Genomic DNA, 23861 nt, shown 5'->3' on the forward strand with positions numbered 1-23861 from the left:
AACGGTCCACGTCACCCACTGGCCGTGCCCACAGCCTCAGTGGACAACGGTAGCCGCGCTCACCTGCGACGTTCATGGTTTTCCACACTTTCCACCAACGCTATGAACATGACTGACCTATCCATGGATCAACGGGCAGCGCACAAGCCTTGCGGGCCGGTTCCTGTGGATCGTGTGATTCACGGCCGCCGATTGACGCCACTGGCCGCCACTGTCGGCGCCCCGTGGAAGGATGTCGTCGAACCACAACGACCCGGGCTGGTGCCCGAGGGGAGGACGGACCGGTGAAGTTCCGGCTCGATCGCGATGTACTGGCAGAGGCGGTGGCCTGGACGGCCCGCACCCTGCCGAACCGGCCGACGGTGCCGGTCCTGGCCGGCCTGCGCATCGACGCGTCCGACACCCAAGTGACGTTCTCGTCGTTCGACTACGAGGTGTCCGGCCGCGTGTCCGTCGACGCCGACGTCGCCGACGGTGGCACCGTTCTGGTCTCCGGCCGGCTGCTCGCCGACATCGCGCGGTCGCTGCCCAACAAGCCGGTCGACCTCAACGCCGACGGTGCCAAGGTCACCATCACGTGTGGCAGCGCCCGGTTCACGCTGCTGACGCTGCCGGTCGAGGAGTACCCCGACCTGCCGTCCATGCCCGACGCCTCCGGCACCGTCGACGGCGCGGTCCTCGCGGCGGCGGTCAGCCAGGTCGCGGTCGCCGCCGGTCGCGACGACATGCTGCCCACGCTCACCGGCATCCGCATCGAGATCGAAGGCGAGACAGTCACTCTGGGTGCCACCGACCGCTACCGCCTCGCGGTCCGCGAGTTCACCTGGAACCCCGGCACCCCCGACATCTCCGTGGTCGCCCTGGTGCCGGCCCGCACGCTGGTCGACGCCGCCAAGACGCTCGGCCCGGCAGGCGAGGTCACCCTGGCGCTGGGCACCGGCACGCAGGACAGCCTGCTCGGGCTCGCCGCCGGCGGCCGCCACACCACCAGCCGGCTCATCGACGGCGAGTGGGTGCCCAACTACCGCCGGCTGTTCCCGGCCGAGACCGCCACGGTCGCCCGGGTCGAGATCTCCGCGCTGGTCGAGTCCGTGAAGCGCGTCGCGCTGGTGGCCGAGCGCAACACCCCGGTCAGGCTCGCCTTCGACGAGGGCCAGGTCGTGCTCGAGGCCGGCAGCGGCGAGGACGCGCAGGCCTCCGAGGCGCTGCCCGCCGACGTCCAGGGCCCGGCCATCGCCACCGGCTTCAATCCCACGTACCTGCTCGACGGCTTGCAGGCGCTGGGCACGCCGTTCGTGCACATGTCCTTCACTGACACTCCGCTGAAGCCCGTGGTCATCCAGGGTGTCGGCAGCGCCGAGGCCGAGCCCGACGGCAGCTACCGCTACCTGGCGATGCCCATTCGCCTCTCCGGCTGACGACTCTCGGTGGCGACCCGGTCGCACGCGGCCGGCCCGGCGCGCGAGGATGGGTGACACCGGCCCGTGCCACGGCGCGGCGCCATCGTCACGGGGAGGAACTCAGGTGGGCACGGAAGGGAACGTCATGGAGTTGGGCCTGGTCGGACTCGGTCGCATGGGTGGCAACATGCGCGAGCGGTTGCGGCGAGCCGGCCACACGGTGGTGGGCTACGACCGCAATCCCGAGGTCAGCGACGTCGAGAGCCTGAAAGAGCTGGTCGGGCGGCTGTCCGCACCGCGGGCGATCTGGGTCATGGTGCCCGCCGGCGAGCCCACCCGAGCCACCGTCAAAGAGCTGGGTGAGCTGCTCGACGAAGGCGACCTCGTCATCGACGGCGGCAACTCCAAGTTCACCGACGACCGCGAGCACGCCGACATCCTGGCCGAGTACGGCATCGGCTACGTCGACTGCGGCGTGTCAGGCGGCATCTGGGGCCTCGACGTCGGCTACGGCCTGATGGCCGGCGGCGACAAACAGCACGTCGAGCGGCTGATGCCGATCTTCGACGCGCTCCGCCCCGAGGGCCCGCGCGACGAGGGCTTCGTCCACGCCGGCGGCGTCGGCGCCGGGCATTACGCCAAGATGGTCCACAACGGCATCGAGTACGGCCTCATGCAGGCCTACGGCGAGGGCTACGAGCTGCTCGCGGCCTCCGGTGTCGTCGACGACATCCACGGCACGCTCAAGGCGTGGTCACGCGGCACCGTCGTGCGCTCCTGGCTGCTCGACCTGCTGGTCCGGGCGCTCGAGCAGGACCCCGCGCTGGCCGAGATCGAGGGCTACGTCGAAGACTCCGGCGAGGGCCGCTGGACGGTCGAGGAGTCCATCCGCAACTCCGTGCCCGCGCCGGTCATCACCGCCGCACTGTTCGCCCGGTTCGAGTCCCGGCAGGACGACTCCCCCGCTATGAAGGCGGTGGCCGCGCTGCGCAACCAGTTCGGCGGCCACTCCGTCAAGGCGGCCGAGGCCGGGCCGACGTCCGGGGCCGGCGACACCAGGCCCTGACGCTCGCGCATGCATGTCGCCCATCTGTCGCTGGCCGACTTCCGATCGTATGCCTCGCTCGAGCTCCCGCTCGAGCCGGGCGTCACGGCGCTGGTCGGGCCCAACGGCCACGGCAAGACCAACCTGGTCGAGGCGCTGAACTACCTCGCGACGCTGGGGAGCCACCGGGTCGCGCAGGACGCTCCCCTGGTCAGGCTGGGCGCCGAGCGGGCGGTCGTGCGCGGCAGCGTCGTCGAGACCGTGGGCGGTGAGCCGCGCAGCACCCTGCTGGAGATCGAGATCACGCCGGGTAAGGCGAACCGCGCCCGGCTGAACCGATCCCCGGTCCCCCGGCCTCGTGAGCTGCTCGGCGTGCTGACCACGGTGCTGTTCGCGCCCGAGGACCTCGCGCTGGTGAAGGGCGATCCGTCCGAGCGGCGCCGGTTCGTCGACGAGTTGCTGGTCGCGCGGGCGCCGCGGTTCGCCGGCGTCCGGTCCGACTACGACCGCGTGCTCAAGCAGCGCAACGCTCTGCTCAAGTCGGCCGGCATGGCCATGCGATCCAGTCGCGGCGGCGGGTCGTCGCGTGGCCCCGACCTCAGCACGCTCGACGTGTGGGACACCCACCTGGCACAGGCCGGCGCCGAGCTGCTGGCCGCCCGGCTCGACCTCGTCGAGGCGCTCCGCCCGCTGGTCGCGAAGGCGTACGACGCGGTGGCCGGCGGCTCCGGCCCGGCCGGTGACCGCGAAGCGCGGCTCACCTACAAGTCATCGCTCGGTCCCGACGCCGATCTCGTGCCGTCGCGCGACACCCTGGCGGCGGCCCTGCTCGAAGCGCTGGCCGGCGTCCGTCGTGACGAGCTGGATCGCGGCGTGTCACTGATCGGGCCGCACCGCGACGACCTCGTGCTGACGCTCGGCCCGATGCCGGCCAAGGGGTACGCGAGCCACGGCGAGTCCTGGTCGTTCGCGCTGGCGCTGCGACTCGCCTCCTACGAGCTGTTGCGTTCTGCCGGCAGTGACCCTGTACTGGTCCTGGACGACGTCTTCGCCGAGCTCGACGCCGGTCGGCGCGACCGGCTGGCCGAGCTGACCGCCGGCGCGGAGCAGGTGCTGGTCACCGCCGCGGTGGCGGCCGACGTGCCGGCCGGGCTCACCGGAGCCAGGGTCGACGTGCTCGGCGGCGAGGTCCGGCGGGCGGAGTGACGACGAGACGATGGTCGGGCCGGCCGCAGGGGTCCGACGTCCCTCGAGGAGGAGGTGGGCACGGCTCATGAGTGACAGCGACGATGTCACCGGTCCGGCGCCCGGCGTCGATCTGCCGGCGCCCGCCACCGATCCCGTCGGGCCCGCGGACGGTTTCACGTGGAACCCGGACGGCGAGGAGCTCGCGAAGGCGCTGCTGGCGCGGGCCAAGGCGGCCGGCCGCCCGGGCCGCCGCGCACCGTCGCGCAAGACCGGCGACGCCGCGGGCGGCCGCACCTGGCGCCGTCGCTGGACCCCGGGCGCCGGCTGGAGCGGCCCCGGCTCCGACGAACGCGACCCGCAGGCGGTCGGCTCGGCCGTCGACCGGCTGATCGGCGAGCACGGCTGGGCCGAGGACATCGCGGTGCACGGCGCCGTCGCCCGCTGGGACCAGGTGGTCGGTCCCGAGGTCGCGGCGCATGTGCAGCCGGAGCACTACGAGGACGGTGTGCTCACCGTCCGGGCCGATTCCACGGCGTGGGCGACGCAGGTCAGGCTGTTCGCGGCCGAGCTGGTCCGCCGGTTCAACGCCGAGATCGGCGACGGCTCCGTCACCAGGGTCGACGTGCGCGGACCGCAGGCGCCGAGCTGGCGGAGAGGACCCCGGAGCGTTCCCGGCCGTGGTCCGCGCGATACGTACGGCTGACCGAAATCCGCCGATCCGCTCCGCGGCGCCAGACGGCCCTCAGCGTCGCCGGGGCGCCCGGTGCGGGTATGGGGACACATGCGAGCCGATCTACGCGGCTCCACGGGGCATTCAGGGCCGCAGAACGCGCATTCTCGCTTCGGCACAAGGTAGAATGGAGGCGTCCATCCAGGCCGCACGGTCTCCTGGGCCTCTCAGCGGCCGCAGGTGGCGGGGTGCGGCCTGATCCCTGGCAGGAGGTCCCCCGCTCGTGACGGACACTACGTCCTACGACGCCAGCGCCATCACCGTACTCGAAGGTCTCGAAGCGGTCCGCAAGCGTCCCGGCATGTACATCGGCTCCACCGGCGAGCGAGGTCTGCACCACCTGGTCTACGAAGTCGTCGACAACTCCGTCGACGAGGCTCTGGCCGGCGTCTGCGATCACATCGACATCACGCTGCTCCCGGGCGACGGCGTCCGCGTCATCGACAACGGCCGCGGCATCCCCGTCGACGAGCACCCGGTCGAGAAGCGGCCCGCGGTCGAGGTCGTCATGACCGTCCTGCACGCCGGCGGCAAGTTCGGCGGCGGCGGCTACAAGGTCTCCGGTGGCCTGCACGGCGTCGGCGTCTCCGTCGTCAACGCGCTCTCCTCGAAGATCGACCTCGAGATCCACCGCGACGGCTACCGGTGGACGCAGTCCTACTCGCTCGGCGTGCCCGACGCGCCGCTGGAGCGGCACGAGCCGTCCGACCGCACCGGCACGTCCACGACGTTCTTCGCCAGCAAGGACATCTTCGAGACCACCACCTACGACTTCGAGACGCTCTCCACGCGGCTGCGCGAGATGGCCTTCCTCAACAAGGGCCTCACCATCGTGCTGCGCGACGAGCGCCCGGCCGAGCCCGACCCCGGCGCCGAGGACGACGTCGACTCCGACGCCCCGGACGGCCCGCGCGAGGTCCGCTACCGCTACGACGACGGCCTGGTCGACTACGTCAACCACCTCAACACCTCCAAGACGCCGATCCACCCCACGGTCATCTCCTACGAGGCAGAGTCGACCGACGGCGACGGCCAGCCGATGAGCCTCGAGATGGCGCTGCAGTGGAACGACCAGTTCACCGAGTCGGTGCACACGTTCGCCAACACCATCAACACCCACGAGGGCGGCACCCACGAAGAGGGCTTCCGCGCCGCGCTGACCACGCTGGTCAACCGCTTCGCCCGCGACTGGGGTGTGCTGAAGGAGAAGGACGCCAACCTCACCGGCGACGACGTCCGCGAGGGCCTCACCGCGATCATCAGCATCAAGATCGCCGAGCCGCAGTTCGAGGGCCAGACGAAGACCAAGCTCGGCAACACCGAGGCGAAGGGCTTCGTCCAGCGCATCGTCAACGAGCAGCTGGGTGCGTGGTTCGAGCAGAACCCGACCGAGGGCAAGCTCATCGCCCGCAAGGCGCAGAGCGCGGCCATCGCCCGCGTCGCCGCCCGCAAGGCGCGCGACGCCGCGCGTAGCCGCAAGGGCCTCATGGGTGGCGGCGGCCTGCCGGGCAAGCTGGCCGACTGCCAGTCGACCAACCCGGAGGAGTGCGAGCTCTTCATCGTCGAGGGCGACTCCGCCGGCGGCCCGGCCAAGCAGGGCCGCGACCCGAAGGTGCAGGCCATCCTGCCCATCCGCGGCAAGATCCTCAACGTCGAGAAGGCGCGCATCGACAAGATCCTGCAGAACCAGGAGGTCCAGGCGATCATCAACGCCTTGGGCACCGGGGTGCACGAGGAGTTCGACCTCAACCGCCTGCGCTACCACAAGGTCGTGCTGATGGCCGACGCCGACGTCGACGGCAAGCACATCCAGACGCTGCTGCTGACGCTGCTGTTCCGGTTCATGAAGCCGGTCGTCGAGCACGGCCACGTCTTCCTGGCCCAGCCGCCGCTCTACAAGCTCAAGTGGGCCGGCCGCGACTCCGCGCCCGAGTACGCGTACTCCGATCGCGAGCGGAACGCGCTGATCCGTGCGGGCCAGGAAGCGGGCAAGCGGCTGCCCAAGGACGAGGGCATCCAGCGCTACAAGGGTCTCGGCGAGATGAACGACGACGAGCTGTGGGAGACCACCATGGATCCCGAGCAGCGGCTGCTGCTGCAGGTCACGCTCGACGACGCCGCTCAGGCCGACGAGGTGTTCAGCACGCTCATGGGCGAGGACGTCGAGAGCCGGCGCAAGTTCATCCAGCGCAACGCTCGCGACGTCCGCTTCCTGGACATCTGATCCAGCACATGACATGAAACGCCGCTACATGAACGACAACGGGGACGAAGACAACCGTGGGCCTGTTTCGCGCGTCATAACTGACGTGTGGCCGGCAGGTCGCACCTGGAGGAACCACTCGTGACCAACGACACCACCACGGCCGGCGACGCGTTCGGACCCGGGGGACGGATCGAGCCGGTCGATCTGCAGGTCGAGATGCAGCGCAGCTATCTCGACTACGCGATGACCGTCATCGTCTCCCGGGCGCTGCCCGACGTCCGTGACGGTCTCAAGCCGGTGCACCGCCGCGTCCTCTACGCGATGTTCGACGGCGGCTACCGGCCCGATCGCGGCTTCTCCAAGTGCTCCCGCGTCGTCGGCGACGTCATGGGCAACTACCACCCGCACGGCGACACCGCCATCTACGACACCCTGGTCCGGCTGGGCCAGTGGTGGTCGATGCGGTACCGGCTGGTGCAGGGGCAGGGCAACTTCGGTTCGCGCGGCGACGACCGCCAGGCGGCCATGCGCTACACCGAGTGCCGCATGGCGCCGCTGGCCATGGAGATGGTCCGCGACATCGAAGAAGAGACCGTCGACTTCTCCCCCAACTACGACAGCCGCGGCGCCGAGCCAGACGTGCTGCCGGCGCGGTTCCCGAACCTCCTGGTCAACGGCTCCGGCGGCATCGCCGTCGGCATGGCCACGAACATCCCGCCGCACAACCTGCGCGAGGTCGCGGCCGGCGTCGACTGGTACCTCGACAACCCCGAGGCCTCGAACGAGGAACTGCTCACCGCGCTGCTCGAGCGGGTCAAGGGCCCCGACTTCCCCACCAGCGCGCTCATCGTCGGCACCAACGGCATCGAGCAGGCCTACCGCACCGGCCGCGGCTCGGTCACCATGCGCGCCGTCGTCGAGGTCGAGGAGGACAGCCGTGGCCGCACCTGCCTGGTCATCACCGAGCTGCCGTACCAGGTCAACCCCGACGCGCTGATCCGCAAGATCGCCGAACTGGCCGACACCGGCCGGGTCCCCGGCATCGCCGATCTCAAGGACGATTCCTCGTCGCGGACGGGCATGCGCATCATCGTCGTGCTCAAGCGCGACGCCGTCGCCACCGTCGTCCGCAACAACCTCTACAAGCACACCCAGCTGCAGGACAACTTCGGCTGCAACATGGTGGCGCTGGTCGACGGCGTGCCCCGCACGCTGTCGCTCGACGCGTTCGTCCGGCACTGGGTCGTGCACCAGGTCGAGGTCATCCGCCGGCGCACCGAGTTCCGGCTGCGCAAGAAGCGCGAGCGCCTGCACATCGTCCTGGGTCTGCTCAAGGCGATCGACGCCATCGACGAGGTCATCGCGCTGATCCGCCGGTCGCAGGACGTCGAAGAGGCCCGCAACGGCCTCATGGCGCTGCTCGACATCGACGAGATCCAGGCCACGGCCATCCTCGACATGCAGCTGCGCCGGCTCACGGCGCTGTCGCGCGACGAGCTGCAGAACGAGCACGACGTCCTGGTCGCCGACATCGCCGAGCTGCAGGCCATCCTCGAGTCCGACGAGCGCAAGCGGGCCATCATCCGCGAGGAGCTCGCCGAGATCGTCGAGAAGTACGGCGACGAGCGCCGCAGCCGCATCGTGCCGGCCGAGGGCGACCTCACCGCCGAGGACCTCATCCCCGAGGAGCCGGTGGTCGTCACGATCACCCGCGGCGGCTACGCCAAGCGCACCAAGGCCGACCTCTACCGCTCGCAGAAGCGCGGCGGCAAGGGCGTGCGCGGCGCGCAGCTGCGCGAGGACGACGTCGTCGACCAGTTCTTCGTCACCACCACGCACCACTGGATCCTGTTCTTCACCAACCGCGGCCGGGTCTACCGCGCGAAGGCCTACGAGCTGCCCGAGCTGGCCCGCGACGCCAAGGGGCAGCACGTCGCCAACCTGCTGGCGTTCCAGCCCGACGAGAAGATCGCCCGGGTGCTCACGCTGAAGGACTACGAGCAGTCGCCGTACCTCGTGCTCGCCACGAAGCACGGCATGATCAAGAAGACCAAGCTCACCGAGTACGACTCCAACCGCTCCGGCGGCGTCATCGCGGTCCTGTTCCGCGAGGAGGACGACGAGCTGATCGGCGCCGAGCTGGTCAGCGCCGACGACGACATCCTGCTGGTGTCGCGCAAGGCGCAGGCCATCCGCTTCACCGCCACCGACGATCAGCTGCGGCCGATGGGCCGCGCCACCGGCGGCGTCGTGGGCATGAAGTTCCGCGACGGCGACGAACTGTTGTCAATGTCCGTTGTGCGCGATGGAACCGACTCGTACGTCTTTACCGTCACAGATGGTGGATTCGCCAAACGAACCGTTGTCGAGGAATATCGTGTTCAGGGACGCGGGGGTTTGGGTATCAAGGCGATGAAGATCAATGAGGACAGAGGCTCTCTGGTGGGTGCCCTGGTCGTCGGCGACGGCGACGAGGTTCTTGCCATCCGGGCATCCGGAGGGGTGACGCGTAGTCCAGTGGCGGACGTTCCTGCCAAGGGTCGTGACACCATGGGAGTCAAGTACGTTGCGCTCGGTGGCGACGATGTGGTCGTCGCCATCGCGCACAGTGCCGAGGAGGACTCGGTGGAGGAGGTCGTCGAGGACGTGGCGGACTCCGAGATCGACGCGGAGGGTGATGGCTCGTGACGAGCAGCGGCGCGACCGGGCGTCCGGGGTCCGACCAGGACGCGCGCAACAAGAGCGCGCCTCCTGCGGACCGGCAGGAACAGCAGTCCAACGGCGCGAAGCCCGGGGCTCCCAGTAGCAACGGGTCGCCCAACGGGCAGCGCGACGCCGGGGAGCCAGCGGTCGACAATCGCCGCCAGCAGCAGGGTGGCGGGCAGACGCGCGGCGCCGCCGCGGCCCGCACGGCCACCCGCAACCGCTCGCGCGAGGACACCACGCCGCGGTCGGGGGCCGAGTCCACGCAGAACCCGTGGTCCCGTCCCGGCGAGCAGCCCGGCCAGAACGGCGGCCCGCAGAACGGCAACGGCAAGCGGCCCGCCGCCGCGAACTCGCCGAACGGCGGCCCGGCCGGGTCCGGTCAGGCCGCCGGCGCGCCGCCGAACGGTCCCGTGCCGCCGCCGTCGCTGGTCGCCCAGCAGGGCGGCGCCGCTCCCACGGTGTTCCCGGCTACGCCGCCCGGGCCGGTCCCGGCTGCGCCCGTCCCGCCGACCGATCTCGCCGTCGACACCCAGGCCAGCCTCGAGGCGGTCCCGCCGGCGACGCCTCGTGCGTCCAACCCGGGCAAGACGGCGGCCGGCTCCAGTTCGTCGCGGTCCACCAGTTCGCGCCGTCCCGGCCGGGTGCGCAAGGCCCGGCTCCGGCTGCTGCGGGTCGACCCGTGGTCGGTCATGAAGACGGCGTTCCTGCTGTCGGTCGCGCTCGGCATCACGCTGTTCGTGGCGGTCGCGGTGCTCTGGTCGGTGCTCGACGCCGCCGGCGTGTTCAGTTCGATCGACGAGATCGTCACCGACATGACGGCCTCCGACAGCAACTCCGGCATCGACATCAACCAGTACGTCGAGCTGTCTCGCGTGCTCGGCTTCACCACCCTCATCGCGGTGGTCGACGTCGTGCTGCTGACGGCCCTGGCGACGCTGGGCGCGTTCCTGTACAACCTCTCCGCGAGCCTGCTCGGCGGCCTCGAGCTGACCCTCGCCGAGGACGACTGAGCCGGTCCCCGTGGCGGCGGTCAGCCCGGTTTGGGTTGGCCGCCGACGGTGAGGTACGCTGCTGCGGCGCACTTGGTGCGAAATCCCCGGGCCTATAGCTCAGACGGTTAGAGCGCTTCCCTGATAAGGAAGAGGTCACAGGTTCAAGTCCTGTTAGGCCCACCCAGGTCAGAGCCCCTATCGACCCACTCGGTAGGGGCTTGCTCGTGCCCGCGCTCCTACGCGGGCATCCGGACCTCAGGCCGCGGACTCCGAGCCGGGTAGCTTTGAGCTACCAAGGACGAGGGGATCCGATCATGGCAAACGGTCCTGAGGTCATCACGGCTCGCGTCCAGGCCGCCGCCGCCCGTACGTCGGCGGCCGGTTCGGCGCGCCTGTCGTCCGGGCTCCATCACGGTGCGCCGACCCTGGAGGTGCGCGACCGGCTCACCGAGGGCGTGGTCGATTTCGCGGCCCGCAGGGCGCTGGTGTCCGAACGACTCCTGTCCGGATCTCTCCAGGACGACCTGCAGAGCGCACCGGAGGCCTTCATCAGACCGCGCGAGCTGCTCTACGACGGCGCGATCCAGCTGATGCGCTCGGGTGACTCCTGGCTCGCCTTCACCGACGTCGAGCGGGACGGCCCACGCAGCCACCTCGATCCGCTGTGGCCGATGGACGCCCTGTTCGGTGCCGGCGATGACGTCATCGTGGCTGGTACGGACACCATCCGCGACGTCACGACCACTCACTATCAGTTCACCGTCGATCTCGTGGCGGCCGACGACCGCCTGCTCACGGGGATCGAAGTGCCCGAAGGGCCGTTGCGCCGATTGCGTCGGCTGCCCGCAGAGGTATGGCTGGACGACGCCGGCCGAGCGCGCCGGATCGCGATCCAGAACGCCGCGGGCGATCGTCAGGTCTGGAAGGTCCTCGAGTTGTGGGACTTCGGCGTCGCGGTAGCGATCACCCCTCCCGGCCCTGACCAGGTGACGACCCCGGACCCGGTCGACCTGCCGCGGATCCTCATGGGAGACGGTTAGGACCAACGGCGTGACTGCGCACCACCCGTGTGGTCCCGTCGTCCGGCGGGCAGGGCTGCGGGCTGTCCGCGCCGGTCCCGGTAGGCTCGGTGGCCGTGAGGACGGTGTCGCGGCTGCTGGTGCTGGCCGCGTTGCTGCTCGGCATCGTGCTGATGCACCACGTCGCCGGGGCCGGACACACCGACGGGCACAGCCCGGCGCACGAGCCCACGGCCACCCATGCCGCGGGGCACGAGAACGAGCCGTCGCCGTCGTCGGAGGGACACGGGCTCGCGCACCTGTGCCTGGCGGTCCTGTCGGCCGCCGCGCTGGTCCTGGCCGGCCGGCTGCTGCTGGGCCGGCTGCCCGACGTCACGCGGCGCGCCCGCGACGTCGTCCTGGCTGGGCGGACGCTCTGGGCGTGGCCGCCGCCGCGCGCTCATGGAGCCGCGCTGCTGACGTCCCTGGGTGTGTCGCGGACGTGACGGCCGGGGCCACGCCCCGACCCACCGTCCACGTAGCTCCCGAAGGGACCGGTTCCCATTGCACCGCAGACGCTTCGCGATGCCCGCCCTCGCCCTCGTCGTCCTGGCCGGCTGCGGCTCGAACGACGACGGTGACGACTTCGCTCCCGCGGACGTCGAGTTCGCGCGCCAGATGATCCCGCACCATGCCCAGGCCGTCGAGATGGCCGGCATGCTGCCGGCCGACGGCGTCAGCGCCGAGCTGACCGAGCTGGCCGCCGCCATCGCCGACGCCCAGCAACCGGAGATCGACCAGATGACCGCGATGCTGGACCGCTGGGGCTACGTGCCGCCACCGCTGGAGGGCGGCCACGCGCACGAGATGGCCGGCATGCTCACCGAGGACGACCTCGCCGCGCTCGACGCCGCGACCGGCGTCGAGTTCGAGCGGATGTGGCTGACGATGATGATCGAGCACCACGAGGGTGCGATCGAGATGGCCCGGTCCGTGCTCGACGACGGCATCGACACGCAGGCCCGTGAGCTGGCCGAGGAGATCGTCGACGTGCAGCAGGCCGAGATCGTGCGGATGGAGCGCATGCTGGAGTGACGTGATTCCGATGTCGCCCTGCTGCCGCCGGGATCACTGCGTTAACCTCACACGTGAGTCGACCACCGTCTGGAGGCGGACCATCGTGTTCAACAAGAAGATCCTGTTCGGAGCGGTCGTTGCCGTGGTGGGGTACCTCGGTTACCGCCGTTACCAGTCCGGACGGGCCGAGCAGGACCTGTGGGCCGAGGCCACGGATCCGATCCCGCCCGCCGACCCGCGCTGATTCATACATCGACGGCCACGTGAGCCCTCGCCCGGTCGTGGCGAGGCCTCACGTGGCCGTCTGCTGTCGGTGGACTTGACGTTGACGTAGCGTCAACGCTTACCGGCGTGGACGGCCGACGGAGGCTGCCGCCACTACGAGCAGGAGCAACTGCTGCGGTTGCAGCGGATCCTGCTGTTGCGCGAGCTCGGTCTCGGGCTGGAAGGGGGACCATGACGGCGAACTCGATGACCTCGCCATCGACGAGGCGACCGCCCGGATGCGCGGTCGGTCGGCGGACCAGGCGACGCAGGCACGGTCGGGCTTCGCTGCGGCGTCGTCCGCTCTCGCCGCTCTGCGCGCCGACGGCGTCTCCGTCGCCGCTGCACAGGTGCAGGAGGTCGTCGACGAGCACTACCGGTGGGTGTGCCTGTTCTGGACGCCCAGCCGTGACGCCTACCGCGGCCTCGCCGACCTCTACGTCGACGACGACCGCTTCCGCCAGAACATCGGCCAGGGCGACGACGCGCTGGTCGACTACCTCCGCGACGCCATGAAGGCCTACGCCGACGCGCGGCTCGCGTAGCGGTCCGACGGGCTCGGGAGAGCTGCGGATCTCCCGGCCCGCCGGATGCCGGTTCGGGTATGAATTCGCTGCACAGCGCGCTGACGCGCTATGGTTGGCGGCGCGGTTCGGCACCGCGCTCTTCGGCGTGGAGCCGCTCCGCACCAGCGGGGACGTAGCTCAATTGGCAGAGCACTGCCTTTGCAAGGCAGGGGTTAGGGGTTCGATTCCCCTCGTCTCCACCAGCGCCAACAGCCCAAGAACGATCATCGTCAGCATCGGTCGTGCCCGTTACGTGCCCGTACGGCCGTCGTCGGTGGCTTCGACACCGGGCAGCGTGATCCCCTTCAGCGCGTCGGCGATCTGACGGTCACGTCCGTTGGCGGCATGCAGGTAGATGACGGCGGCGCGAGTGCTGGCGTGGCCCATCCGCTCCATCAGCTCACGTAGGTTCGCACCGCTCGCGGCGGCCAGCGTGTTGACGGCGTGCCGAAGGTCGTGGACGTGCACATCCGTCAGCCCTGCCGCTGTGAGCGCCTTCACCCCGCGACGGCGGTGGTCACTCGGGCACGGTAGCGGCGCTCCCGTGGCGAACCTCGCTCGCCCCTCGTCCCCGCCAGTCCCGTGGCCGTGCCACCCATGCGACCACCAGCGCCAGCACGAGGTGGATGGGCGCGGAGATGCTGTGTGCGAGGGGATCCTCGTTGGCGACATGGGTGACCACGGCGCCGAAGGTGATGACGATCAGCATCGAGGCGCCGGCGAAGCGCAGGGGCGGCCGGAGCAGCATGAGCGCGGCCACAAGCTCGCCTGCGCCGACGAAGAAGCGGAACCAGCTCGGGTAGCCCCACTCGACGAACTTCACCGAGTACGCGTCGCCGAACCACGTCTCGCCCCAGTAGAACTTCGTCAGCGCCCCCATGACGAAGGAGAACACCATCCATGCCAGCAGGACGGTGAACGCACGTCGTCCGACGGTGGAGCGGGTCGGCGGTGTCGCTGCCTGGGATTCCTCGGTAGGCATCGGTCTGCCCCTTCCGGTCTCGGTACTCGGTCGTCCCCCTGACGGGTCTCGACGCGAATGTGTGACCGGGTGCCGGTCGAACTCAGGCCTGGCGGGCGCTCGCCGGCCGGATCGTGGAGCCGACGATGCGCATCTCGTACTGGTCGACGACGAAGGCCGTGTGCTGGTGGGCGTCGGAGTGGTCACGTGCCGCCGCGTCCGCCGTCCCGTATCGGATGAACGGCCGGCCGACCCAGGAGCAGTCGGCGCAGCGGCCTCGGTAACGGAGTTGGCCGTGTGCCTGAGGCATGGCCAGAGATTAACCGGCGACAATGCATGCCGACCTCAGTAGTGACTACTGCTCTATCGTGAGGCCGTGCTGCCCGATCCCGTCCTCCAGAGCCTGACCGGCCGCCCACCGGCGGACGTCGCCGACATCGACGAGGTGGCGCTGGGAGGGGGCACCGGCGCGGCGACCGCCGGGCTGACGCGGCTGACGGTTCGGCTGCGCGACGGTCGAGAGGCGACGGTGATCCGCAAGGAGTGCCAGCCACTGACGTCGGGCCGCCACCGGCACGGCGCCACCGATCCGCGGCACTGGGCCTACTGGCGGCGCGAGCCGCTGGCGTACGCGTCAGGCCTGCTCCCGTCCGGTCCGGGGCTGCGGGCGCCGCGCTGCCACGGCGTCGTGGACGAGGTGGTGTACCTGGAGGACGCGGGCGCGACGCCGGCGGACGTGCGGACGGCGGCGCGGCAGCTCGGCGCGTGGCAGTCCGGCGTCGGCCTCCCCGACGTCCCGTGGCTGGGCGGGCACCAGCTGGCGCAGCGGGTCGCGGTGTCCGAGCTCGACTGGTCCGCCGTCGACGCCGACGAGCGGGCGGTGCGGCTGTGGTCGCGGCGCGACGAGCTGCTGGCCCTGCTGGCCGCCCTCCCCCGGGTCGTCTCCCATGGCGACTTCCACCCGCTCAACCTGCGCGCCGACGGCTCGGACACCGTCGCCCTGGACTGGGGCACGATGAGTGCCGCACCGGTCGGGGCTGACGTCGCGCACCTGGCCCTGGGCGCCCAGGCCGACGTGCTGGACGACTACCTGGCGGGCGCGGACGGGGCCTTCTCCCGCGACGACGTCGACGCCGGCTGCCGGGCGACGCTGGTTCTGGTCGGCGCCAGCCGTGTGCACTGGATGCTCACGACGGGCGCCTCCTTGCCGCCCGGCTACGTCGACTTCCTCTGGGCGCACCGGCCCTGACGGAGTTCTGTCCGCCCCGCCGGGCAAGATCAGTTCGCGGGCGGCGAACGACCGGGGGTCTCCATGAGATTGCTGGACCGATGGCGTACTACGCGCAGGCCGAACGACGCGATAGCGCCGTCGATCCTGGGCGGAACCGAAGACCTCGAGGTGGTCGGTGAGGCCAGCTATCAAGAGGCGCTGTGGAAGCTGTGCGGAGGGTCTCCGGGCGACCGGGTCCGGCACCGGATCGTCGCGGTCCTGGTGCCCGAACCCCATAACCAGCACGACGAGAACGCCATCGCGGTCCACACCGGCGGGTATCTCGTCGGCTACCTGACGCGCGAGGTCGCGGCGCAGTACGTGGCCGGGCTGCACGCATTGAGGACGAGGATCGGCGGGCACGTCGCGCTGCACGGGGTGATCGTCGGCGGCGGATACTACGCGTCCGGGCGGGGCCGGCTCGGCGTCTGGCTCGATCACGATCCCGCCGACTTCGGACTCGGCCGGGGGTCGCCCCGACCGCGCCGGGCGACGGGCACGCTGCGGACCGGGTTCACGGAGGCCTGGCTGACCGACGTCGCGGACGACTCGTACGACCTCTCGTGGTTCGACGAGTTGCCTGACGCCGATCGGCCGGCGATCGCCATGCTTCGCCGGCTGCTGGAGACCGATCCGGACCCGATCGACCGCCACTTCCAGTTCACCGAGCTGGAGAGCCGCCTGTACCGCAGCCGCGACCGCGACGAGTCGGCGCTGAACGAGTTCGACGACGCGTTCCGGCGGCACGACGCGGAGATGGACGTGATCCGGGCCGCGTTCATGGCCAAGTGGGGCAAGGTGCCGCTGCTCGCGACCTATCGTCAGATGGCCATCCGCTTGCAGAAGCAGAAGGACTGGACCGCCTGCGTCCGCTGGACCGAACGCGGCCTCGAGCTCTACGGCGACGACGCCGCTCGCGAGGAGGCGGTCGAAGATCTCCTGAAGCGCCGCAACCGCGCGCTCGCCAAGCTCGAGGCCGCGCTGTCGGCGGAGCCGGCCAGGCCGACCAGCGTCGTCACCACGCTGGCGAAGTCGTCAGGGGCACCGCCCAGGGCGCCGGCCGGCATCGTCGCCGAGATCGAGATCCTGACCTGCTCTCGATGCGCGACGTCGTTCGAACGAGTGCGGGTCCGTGGCCGGAAGCCGTCACTCTGCCCGGACTGCCGGTCGGCGCCCGCGTGAGCCGTGCGGCGACGTCAGGTCGTCACGGCCGCCGGCGCGATGCTGGGAGCGATGTTGAAGTTGTGCCGGAAGACGTTGTCCGGGTCGTAGCGGTCCTTGATCTCGCGCAGCCGCTCCAGCGTCGCCGGCGGGAACGCCGCGGCCAGCACCTCCGGGCTCTGGTCGGTCTCGAAGCTGAGGTACAGGCCGGAGAAGAACGGCTGCAGCGTCGCCCAGACCTCGCCCAGTCGCTGGACATGGGCGCCCATGGCCGTCACCGAGAAGTTCGCCGACCGGTGGGCGTAGGCCGTCGCGTCGGCGGGGACGTCGGAGACGGCGCCACCGACGGCACGGATCTGGAAGAAGTAGATCGCGCCGCTGGACAGGGCCTTCGCCACCGCTGCCGCGAACTCGGGCGTGATGTGCTCGATCAGGCCGCTGTGCGCCAGCGGCTCGCCGGTCGCCACGTGGGCGGGGCCGGAGGCGTTCTGCATGATCCCGGCGTAGGAGGTGATCGTCACCTCCTGGTCGTAGAGGGGTGCGATCGACGCGATCTCCTGCAGCCGCGCGACCACGACCTCCGGGTCGTCGGACTCGACCACGCTCCGGCTCTGCGCGACGGCCGGCTGCCCGTTCCGCGGCGGGCCCATGACGAGGAAGCTGGTGAGGTCGCGCGGCGCGTTCTCGACGGCGGCGCCCCAGCGGATCAGGTAGTCGCCGACGTCCTCCGCGACCTGGGTGAGGAAGCCCCACCCCACGTCGCCGACCTCGTCGGCGACGAAGTCGAAGGACGTGACGATGCCGAGGTTGCCGCCGGCGCCGCGGACCGCCCAGAACAGGTCCGGGTGCTCGGTCTCGCTGGCCCGCACCACCGAACCGTCGGCCAGGACGATCTCGGCCGCGCGCAGGTGGTCGATGGTCAGCCCGTGCGACCGCGACAGGTACCCGATGCCGCCGGCCGTCGCCAGCCCGCCCACCCCGACCCCGCCGTAGTCGCCGGACGACAACGCCCAGCCGTGCGGAGCCAGCGCCGCCGCGACGTCTCCCCACCGTGCGCCGGAGCCGACGCGGACCAGCCGCTGCTCCTCGTCCAGCACCTCGATTCGGTCCAGCCGCCCGACGTCGATGACCAGGCCGCCGTTGTTGGTCGACCGTCCGCTGATGCCGTGCCCGCCGCTGCGGACGCCCAGCGGCAGGTCGGGGTGGCGCCGCGCGTATGCCAGTGCCTCGACCACCTCTCCGGTCGACGACGGCCGCAGGACCAGGCCGGGTGATCCGCCGCGCAGGTAGCCGCCGCGCACGGTCCGGTAGTCGGGGTCGCCGGGCTCGACGGCGGAGTCGCGCAGCGTCGGCGGAAGGCCGTCGTAGTCGATGCCGTCGCGCCGTTGTGCCAGCGCCGACACGGGCCGGATCCGCTCCCCGGCCGAGCCGGCCGGCAGCGCGTCGTCGACGGCCTCGCGCAGCGCCGGCATGACCTCCTCGGCGAACTGCTGCATCGTGCGCGGGTCGTCGGCCATGACGATGAGGGTGCCGATGCCGTCGTCGACGACCAGCGGCAGCAGGTCGTCGACCCAGTCCTGGCTGGTGCCCTGCAGGAAGCCGGTGCGCGACGCGCCGAACCGTCCGCCGATGTTGAGCAGCCGGCGGATCTCGCGGGGGTCGCGGCCGGCCTCGCGCGCCGCCTCGTCGATGATCGCGTTGCCGCGCTCGAGGGCGCCCGGCTCGAGGTACGGCAGGCTGGGCAGCCAGCCGTCGCCCTTCTCGCCGATCAGCCGGAGCATGCGCGGCTTCAGCGCCCCGATCCACAGCGGGATCGGGTGTTTCGGCGCGGGGCCGCGCTTGGCGCCGTCGAGCCGGTAGAACTCGCCGCCGATCCGAGCCCCGCCGCGCGCGTCGACGTCCCACAGCGCCCGGATGACGTCGATCGCCTCGCTGAGCGCCTGGACGGACTCGCCCGGCGTGAGCCGGCGCCCGCCCATCGCCTCGATCGCGTCCCAGAACCCGCCCGCGCCGAGGCCGAGCTCGGCCCGTCCGTCGGAGAGCAGGTCGAGGCTGGCCGCGGCCCGGGCCAGCACGGCGGGCGTGCGCAGCGGGATGCTGTGCACGTTCGCGGACAGCCGCACGCGTGACGTCTGGGCCGCGACCCAGGTGAGCAGTGTCCAGGTGTCGAGGAACGCGGGCTGGTAGGGGTGATCCTGGAACGTCACCACGTCGAAGCCGAGCTGCTCGCTCAGCTGTGCGAGCGCGAGGGGCGTCTGCGGCGACTGGTTGGTGGGCGTGATGAAGGTGCCGAACTCGAGACGGTGGCCGTAGTTCACGGTCCTCAGTCTCCGGATCGGGCCGGTTGTTGGCCAACTGGGCGTTAGCGACTTACTATGAGTGAGTGGCAATCGACACCAGACTCACCCCCGACCGACCGGAGACCGGGTTCGAGCACATCGACGACGAGAAGTGCCGGCTGTTCACCGGCTACATCGAGATCATCGGCAAGAAGTGGAGCGGTGGCATCATGCTGGCCGGCGTTCGCGGCGCTCGGCGGTTCATCGAGTACCGCGCGGCGGTGCACGGCATCTCCGACCGGCTGCTGAACCAGCGCCTCAAGGAGCTCGAGGCCGAGGGCCTGATCGAGCGGACGGTCGTGCCCACCACTCCGGTGCTCGTGCAGTACCACCCGTCGGAGCGTGGCCGGAGCCTCATGCAGGCGCTCGAGCCGCTGGTCGCCTGGGGTGTGGACGATCACGAGCGGCAGCTGCGGGAGCAGGCGCGGGCGCACCGCTAGATGAGTGAGGGCGATCGTCGGTGGTGGGGCGACGGCGTGCTTGTGGACGCCGATGATCATCAACGATCGCGTACAACACCAGGCGTTCTCCCGCTCCACCAGGCATGCATGCCTCGTGATGCACCAGAACGCCTCATGGCACCGCCTCCCGGATGGAGGCCGCATTCGGACTGACTCATCCAGGGAGCCACTCGCCGGTCGTGCGGGTCCGATCCGGCGGATCTCCCCGGAATGGGCAGGCCGGGCCGCCTACGATGGGCGAGCACCCGCCCGGGCGCCCACCGGCTGCGCGTGACGGACCGCGCTGCCGCCAGCGGACACCGCCACCCCGGCGCCATTGCCGGCGGTCGCCGCCACCGGGCGGCCGCGACCGGAAGGAGACCCATGCGCCTCGCGTCCATCCTCGTCGACGGTGTGCCGCGGGCCGCCGTCGTCCACCCGACCAAGGGCGTGGCCGTCGTCGCGGACCTGCTGCCGGAGTTCACCGGTGACGTCATGTCGCTGATCGCGGACCGGCGCGGCGACGAGGTCGACGAGGCCGTGGCGCAGGCCGATCCGGGCCTGTTCCGGCCGGCCGGCGAGGTGACGTACACGGCGCCGTACCGTAACCCGCCGAAGATCTGGGGCATCGGCCTGAACTACGTCGACCACGCCAGTGACCTGGCCGAAGTGGTCCCGGACGAGCCGGCGTCGTTCATCAAGGGCCATCACACGATCATCGGGCCGGGCGAGCCGATCCCGTTGCCGGTGCAGAGCGAGCGCGTCACCGCGGAGGCCGAGGTCGGCCTGGTCATCGGCCGGTACTGCCGCGACGTCGAGGAGGACGAGGCGCTGGACCACGTGTTCGGCCTGTGCGCGATCCTCGACCAGACCGCCGAAGACATCCTGCAACGCAATCCGCGGTTCCTGACCCGGTCGAAGAACTTCCCCGGCTTCTTCTCCTTCGGGCCGCACATCGTGCCGCTGGCCGAGGCGCTCGCCGCGCAACCGACCGGCCCGGACATCGCCGGCATCGAGGTCAGCACGGTGGTCAACGGCGAGCGGCACCGCAGCAACGTCGTCGGGCGGATGCGGTTCTCGCCGGCCTTCCTGGTCAGCTTCCACAGCAAGGTCATGCCGCTGTACCCGGGCGACATCATCTCGACGGGCACGCCCGGCGCCGTGGTCGTCCAGCCCGGCGACGTCGCCCGCTGTGAGGTCTCCGGGCTGGAGCCGCTGGTCAATCCCGTGGTCGCCCCTGAATGACCGGTCCGGCGCAGGGGCGCGGTCACATCCGGCGCCCGCCACTCGTCAACCAGGTGACGGGACGAGACGGGAGAGTGTGACGTGACGCGCGACGACGACTGGCTGGCCCAGCGGTTCGAGGAGAACCGGCCGCGCATGCGGTCCGTGGCCTATCGCATGCTGGGCTCGGCCAGCGAGGCCGACGACGCCGTGCAGGAGGCCTGGCTGCGGCTGAGCCGCACCGACACCGACGAGGTACGCAACCTCGGCGGCTGGCTGACGACGGTGGTGTCGCGGGTGGCGCTGGACATGCTGCGGTCGCGGACGTCGCGGCGCGAGGACCCGCTCGACGACGACGCCGACCGCGACACCGCCACCATCGATGACGCCGCACCCGATCCCGAGGGCGAGGCGCTGCTGGCCGAGACCGTCGGTCCGGCCCTGCTCGTCGTTCTCGACTCGCTCGCGCCGGCCGAGCGGCTGGCCTTCGTCCTGCACGATCTGTTCGCGATGCCGTTCGACGAGATCGCGGCCATCCTCGACCGCACGCCAGCCGCCACCCGCCAGTTGGCCAGCCGGGCGCGTCGCCGCGTGCAGGGCGCCCGTGCGCCGTCCGCCGATCCGGCCCGGCAGCGGCTGGTCGTCGACGCGTTCCTCGCGGCCTCCCGCAACGGTCAGTTCCAGGACCTGCTCGCGTTGCTCGACCCCGACGTCGTGCTGCGCGCCGACGAGGTCGCGATCGAGAACGCGAAGGCCGGCCGGGCGCAGGGCGCGCCGGAGCTGGTCCGGTTGCTCCGCGGCGCCGACGCCGTCGCCGGCGTCTTCTCCGGCCGGGCGGCGCACGCCGAGACGGTCCTCGTCGACGGTGTCCCGGCGGCCGCGTGGGCGCCCGGCGGGCAGCCGCGGGCGCTGTTCCGGTTCACCTTCGACGGCGATCGCATCACCGCCATCGACATGGTCGGCGACCCCGATGCGATCGCCGAGGTGGAGGTCACGCTGTTCCGGCAGTGACGACGGCGCCGGAGGCGATAGGATCGCGAATGCCCGGGCTGCGGCCCGGGTGCGACGAGTGTCTGCGAAGTCCGGTTCGATTCCGGCGCTGTCCCGCAACTGTGAAGCCGCCCGCCTGCCGCGGACGGACGAGCCAGGTCGCCAGCCTCGTGGCCCGGATTCGTCCTCGGTAGAAGGGCGGTTCGCAGATGGCACCCCGCCATCCGCGCCCCTTTACCGTCTGAAGGAGGCGCACGTTGCGAACCATCCGCCCCGCGCGGCTCGCCCTGCTGGCGGCCGCGCTCCCGCTCGTTCTCGTGGCCTGTGGCGACGACTCCGACGACAGCTCGGCCGCGCCGAGCGACGCGCCGTCGTCGGCCGCGGCCGGTGACTCCGGCGACGATGCCGCGTTCCCCGTCACCGTCGACACCCAGGACGGGCCGGTCGAGATCGCTGAGCAGCCCGAGCACATCGTCTCGTTGTCGGCCACGGCCACCGAGATGCTGTTCGCCATCGGCGCCGGTGACGCCGTCGTCGCCGCCGACTCGTACTCCAACTACCCTGCCGACGCACCGACCACGGACCTGTCCGCGTTCGAGCCCAACGTCGAGGCGATCATCGGGTACGACCCCGACCTCGTCATCGCGTCCAGCGATCCGGGCGAGCTCGTCTCCGGCCTGGCCGCCGTCGACATCCCGGCCATCGTGCTGGCGCCCGCCGTCACACTCGACGACACCTACACGCAGCTCGAGCAGCTGGGCGCCGTCACGGGTCACGTCGGCGACGCCGCCGAGCTGGTCGGGCAGCTGCGGTCAGACGTCGACGAGCTCGTCGCGCAGGTCCCGGCCGACGCGCCGCCGGTGACGTATTACCACGAGCTCGACCCCAACCTGTACACCGTCACCAGCGGCACGTTCATCGGCGAGATCTACCGGCTGGCCGGCCTGACCAGCATCGCCGACGAGGCGCCCGACGCCGCCGGCGGCTACCCGCAGCTGTCGCCGGAGTTCATCGTCACGGCGAACCCGGAGATCGTCTTCTTCGCCGACGGCGGGGCCGGCGGCGTCACGGCCGACGACATCGCGGCCCGGCCGGGCTGGGACCAGCTCAGCGCCGTCCAGCAGGACCGCGTCGTCGAGGTCGATCCCGACATCGCCAGCCGCTGGGGGCCGCGCATCGTCGACTTCCTGCGCACCGTCGTCGAGCAGCGGACGGCGCTCGCGCCGGCCGAATGACGCCATGAGCAGCGCCGCCAGGAGCGAGCCTGACACCGCGACGCCCACGTTGCGGCCGGTCCGGCTGCCCCGGCGCTGGCTGGTCGGCTCGCTCGCGCTGCTCGTCGCGGCGGTCCTGCTCGGCCTCACGGTGGGGCCGGCGGGGCTGCCGCTGCGCGGCGTCGTCACCGAGATCGTCAACCTCGTGCCCGGCGTCGACCTCGCCGGTGGGCTGGACGACCGCGAGGCGGCGGTGCTCTGGCAGTTGCGCGCGCCGCGGGTCGTGCTCGGCCTGATGGTCGGAGCGATGCTGGCGCTGGCCGGGGCCGGGTACCAGGGCGTGTTCCGCAATCCGCTGGCCGACCCCTACCTGCTGGGCGTCGCCGCCGGCGCCGGGCTGGGGGCGACGTTCGCGATCGTCTCCGGCGGTAGCCGGTTGCTGGTGCCGCTGGCCGCGTTCACCGGGGGCGTGCTGGGCGTCGCCGCCACGTACGCGCTGGGGCGAGGCGTCGGCGGGCGCAGCACCAACTCGCTGATCCTCGCCGGCGTCGCGGTCGCCGCCTTCCTGACCTCGGTGCAGACGTACGTCAACCAGCGCAACACCGACTCCCTGCGCGAGGTGTACGGCTGGATCCTCGGCCGGCTGCTGACCGCCGGGTGGGACGAGGTGCTGGCGGTGCTGCCGTACATCGCGGTGTCGGCGATCGTGATCCTGGCGCACCGGCGGCTGCTCGACGTGCTCAGCGTCGGGCCTGACGAGGCCGGCACCCTCGGCGTCCCCGCGGCCCGGGTCCGCCTCGTGGTGGTGCTGGCGGCGACGCTCGGCACGGCGGCCGCGGTCTCGGTCAGCGGGCTGATCGGGTTCGTCGGCATCGTCGTCCCGCACATCGTGCGCATGCTGGCCGGCTCGTCGTATCGCATCGTGCTGCCGCTGGCGGCCGCGGTCGGCGCGACGTTCCTGGTGGTGGCCGATCTCGTCGCCCGCACCGTGGTGTCGCCCGGCGAGCTGCCGGTGGGTGTCGTCACCGCGTTCGTCGGCGCGCCGTTCTTCACGCTCGTGCTGCGCAGCTCTCGGAGGTCCTGGTGACCG

Annotated in this window: 23 protein-coding genes and 2 tRNA genes; 21 read left to right on the forward strand and 4 right to left on the reverse strand. The window is 71.2% G+C overall.

Annotated elements, in window-relative coordinates; all coding sequences use genetic code 11:
• The first annotated feature begins 284 nt into the window (after positions 1-284).
• From dnaN to DZA62_RS06115, 14 genes are all read left to right on the forward strand, one after another.
• Complete coding sequence (gene dnaN, locus DZA62_RS06050; protein WP_116947903.1) at positions 285-1418, forward strand: DNA polymerase III subunit beta; 1134 nt, start codon at positions 285-287, stop codon at positions 1416-1418.
• 127 nt (positions 1419-1545) lie between these two features.
• Positions 1546-2466 carry a phosphogluconate dehydrogenase (NAD(+)-dependent, decarboxylating) gene (gene gnd, locus DZA62_RS06055; RefSeq protein ID WP_116947905.1) on the forward strand — a complete coding sequence of 307 codons (921 nt, stop codon included), beginning with the start codon at positions 1546-1548 and terminating at the stop codon, positions 2464-2466.
• A gap of 9 nt (positions 2467-2475) precedes the next feature.
• Positions 2476-3651, forward strand: a complete 1176-nt coding sequence (recF, locus tag DZA62_RS06060) for a DNA replication/repair protein RecF (protein ID WP_116947907.1) — start codon at positions 2476-2478, stop codon at positions 3649-3651.
• Between the two features lie 67 nt (positions 3652-3718).
• Positions 3719-4336: a DUF721 domain-containing protein gene (locus DZA62_RS06065; RefSeq protein WP_116947909.1), complete on the forward strand. Its 618-nt coding sequence runs from the start codon at positions 3719-3721 to the stop codon at positions 4334-4336.
• A 250-nt stretch (positions 4337-4586) separates the two neighbouring features.
• Entirely contained in the window at positions 4587-6587 is a 2001-nt protein-coding gene (gene gyrB, locus DZA62_RS06070) for a DNA topoisomerase (ATP-hydrolyzing) subunit B (RefSeq protein ID WP_198663459.1), read from the forward strand.
• A 198-nt stretch (positions 6588-6785) separates the two neighbouring features.
• Positions 6786-9257: a DNA gyrase subunit A gene (gene gyrA, locus DZA62_RS06075; protein WP_116948154.1), complete on the forward strand. Its 2472-nt coding sequence runs from the start codon at positions 6786-6788 to the stop codon at positions 9255-9257.
• On the forward strand, positions 9254-10285 hold the full coding sequence (locus tag DZA62_RS36735) for a DUF3566 domain-containing protein (RefSeq protein ID WP_232827277.1): 1032 nt from the start codon (positions 9254-9256) through the stop codon (positions 10283-10285). The genes gyrA and DZA62_RS36735 overlap by 4 nt, the downstream gene beginning before the upstream one ends.
• Positions 10286-10373: 88 nt before the next feature.
• Positions 10374-10447: transfer RNA gene (locus DZA62_RS06085), tRNA-Ile, on the forward strand.
• Positions 10448-10485: 38 nt separating this feature from the next.
• A complete protein-coding gene (locus tag DZA62_RS06090; protein WP_157987508.1) occupies positions 10486-11307 on the forward strand; it encodes a hypothetical protein in 822 nt (273 codons plus the stop codon).
• A gap of 95 nt (positions 11308-11402) precedes the next feature.
• A complete protein-coding gene (locus tag DZA62_RS06095) occupies positions 11403-11771 on the forward strand; it encodes a hypothetical protein (protein WP_157987509.1) in 369 nt (122 codons plus the stop codon).
• Positions 11772-11850: 79 nt separating this feature from the next.
• Entirely contained in the window at positions 11851-12360 is a 510-nt protein-coding gene (locus DZA62_RS06100) for a DUF305 domain-containing protein (RefSeq protein ID WP_116947916.1), read from the forward strand.
• Positions 12361-12445: 85 nt separating this feature from the next.
• Positions 12446-12586 carry a DLW-39 family protein gene (locus DZA62_RS36215; RefSeq protein ID WP_169790490.1) on the forward strand — a complete coding sequence of 47 codons (141 nt, stop codon included), beginning with the start codon at positions 12446-12448 and terminating at the stop codon, positions 12584-12586.
• A 238-nt stretch (positions 12587-12824) separates the two neighbouring features.
• Positions 12825-13151, forward strand: a complete 327-nt coding sequence (locus DZA62_RS06110; RefSeq protein ID WP_269813852.1) for a TipAS antibiotic-recognition domain-containing protein — start codon at positions 12825-12827, stop codon at positions 13149-13151.
• A 148-nt stretch (positions 13152-13299) separates the two neighbouring features.
• Positions 13300-13375: transfer RNA gene (locus tag DZA62_RS06115), tRNA-Ala, on the forward strand.
• Between the two features lie 46 nt (positions 13376-13421).
• Here the strand turns inward: DZA62_RS06115 and DZA62_RS36220 are convergent.
• From DZA62_RS36220 to DZA62_RS06130, 3 genes are all read right to left on the reverse strand, one after another.
• Positions 13422-13673, reverse strand: a complete 252-nt coding sequence (locus DZA62_RS36220) for a tyrosine-type recombinase/integrase (RefSeq protein WP_198663460.1) — start codon at positions 13671-13673, stop codon at positions 13422-13424.
• A gap of 16 nt (positions 13674-13689) precedes the next feature.
• Positions 13690-14154, reverse strand: a complete 465-nt coding sequence (locus tag DZA62_RS06125; RefSeq protein WP_116947922.1) for a DoxX family protein — start codon at positions 14152-14154, stop codon at positions 13690-13692.
• A gap of 82 nt (positions 14155-14236) precedes the next feature.
• Positions 14237-14443 (reverse strand): hypothetical protein, encoded by a 207-nt coding sequence (locus DZA62_RS06130; protein WP_116947925.1) that lies wholly within the window; start codon positions 14441-14443, stop codon positions 14237-14239.
• Positions 14444-14509: 66 nt separating this feature from the next.
• Between DZA62_RS06130 and DZA62_RS06135 the strand changes: the two genes are divergently transcribed.
• On the forward strand, positions 14510-15382 hold the full coding sequence (locus DZA62_RS06135; RefSeq protein WP_198663461.1) for a phosphotransferase: 873 nt from the start codon (positions 14510-14512) through the stop codon (positions 15380-15382).
• Positions 15383-15445: 63 nt separating this feature from the next.
• On the forward strand, positions 15446-16585 hold the full coding sequence (locus tag DZA62_RS06140) for an HIRAN domain-containing protein (RefSeq protein ID WP_157987510.1): 1140 nt from the start codon (positions 15446-15448) through the stop codon (positions 16583-16585).
• A gap of 14 nt (positions 16586-16599) precedes the next feature.
• Here DZA62_RS06140 and DZA62_RS06145 read toward each other — a convergent pair whose 3' ends face one another.
• A complete protein-coding gene (locus tag DZA62_RS06145; RefSeq protein WP_116947931.1) occupies positions 16600-18882 on the reverse strand; it encodes an LLM class flavin-dependent oxidoreductase in 2283 nt (760 codons plus the stop codon).
• A gap of 65 nt (positions 18883-18947) precedes the next feature.
• On the opposite strand from DZA62_RS06145, the gene DZA62_RS06150 reads away from it, so the two are divergent.
• From DZA62_RS06150 to DZA62_RS06170, 5 genes are all read left to right on the forward strand, one after another.
• The gene (locus tag DZA62_RS06150) at positions 18948-19343 is read left to right on the forward strand and encodes a winged helix-turn-helix transcriptional regulator (protein ID WP_116947933.1); all 396 of its coding nucleotides are present in this window, start codon (positions 18948-18950) and stop codon (positions 19341-19343) included.
• A 384-nt stretch (positions 19344-19727) separates the two neighbouring features.
• Positions 19728-20588: a fumarylacetoacetate hydrolase family protein gene (locus DZA62_RS06155; RefSeq protein ID WP_116947934.1), complete on the forward strand. Its 861-nt coding sequence runs from the start codon at positions 19728-19730 to the stop codon at positions 20586-20588.
• An 81-nt stretch (positions 20589-20669) separates the two neighbouring features.
• Entirely contained in the window at positions 20670-21578 is a 909-nt protein-coding gene (locus DZA62_RS06160) for a sigma-70 family RNA polymerase sigma factor (RefSeq protein WP_116947936.1), read from the forward strand.
• A 236-nt stretch (positions 21579-21814) separates the two neighbouring features.
• A complete protein-coding gene (locus DZA62_RS06165; protein ID WP_198663462.1) occupies positions 21815-22792 on the forward strand; it encodes an ABC transporter substrate-binding protein in 978 nt (325 codons plus the stop codon).
• A 4-nt stretch (positions 22793-22796) separates the two neighbouring features.
• Complete coding sequence (locus DZA62_RS06170) at positions 22797-23858, forward strand: FecCD family ABC transporter permease (protein ID WP_116947938.1); 1062 nt, start codon at positions 22797-22799, stop codon at positions 23856-23858.
• Positions 23859-23861 lie beyond the last annotated feature (3 nt).

It is taken from the genome of Jiangella endophytica, from assembly GCF_003427025.1.
GTDB lineage: Bacteria > Actinomycetota > Actinomycetes > Jiangellales > Jiangellaceae > Jiangella > Jiangella endophytica.

Excerpts from the sequence above, each read along its gene's own strand:
- gyrA (WP_116948154.1), top strand. The coding sequence starts at position 6,786 with ATGCAGCGCAGCTATCTCGACTACGCGATGACCGTCATCGTCTCCCGG.
- DZA62_RS06130 (WP_116947925.1), bottom strand. The coding sequence starts at position 14,443 with ATGCCTCAGGCACACGGCCAACTCCGTTACCGAGGCCGCTGCGCCGAC.
- DZA62_RS06100 (WP_116947916.1), top strand. The coding sequence starts at position 11,851 with ATGCCCGCCCTCGCCCTCGTCGTCCTGGCCGGCTGCGGCTCGAACGAC.
- DZA62_RS06125 (WP_116947922.1), bottom strand. The coding sequence starts at position 14,154 with ATGCCTACCGAGGAATCCCAGGCAGCGACACCGCCGACCCGCTCCACC.
- DZA62_RS06155 (WP_116947934.1), top strand. The coding sequence starts at position 19,728 with ATGCGCCTCGCGTCCATCCTCGTCGACGGTGTGCCGCGGGCCGCCGTC.
- gnd (WP_116947905.1), top strand. The coding sequence starts at position 1,546 with ATGGAGTTGGGCCTGGTCGGACTCGGTCGCATGGGTGGCAACATGCGC.
- DZA62_RS06140 (WP_157987510.1), top strand. The coding sequence starts at position 15,446 with ATGAGATTGCTGGACCGATGGCGTACTACGCGCAGGCCGAACGACGCG.
- recF (WP_116947907.1), top strand. The coding sequence starts at position 2,476 with ATGCATGTCGCCCATCTGTCGCTGGCCGACTTCCGATCGTATGCCTCG.
- DZA62_RS06170 (WP_116947938.1), top strand. The coding sequence starts at position 22,797 with ATGAGCAGCGCCGCCAGGAGCGAGCCTGACACCGCGACGCCCACGTTG.
- DZA62_RS06065 (WP_116947909.1), top strand. The coding sequence starts at position 3,719 with ATGAGTGACAGCGACGATGTCACCGGTCCGGCGCCCGGCGTCGATCTG.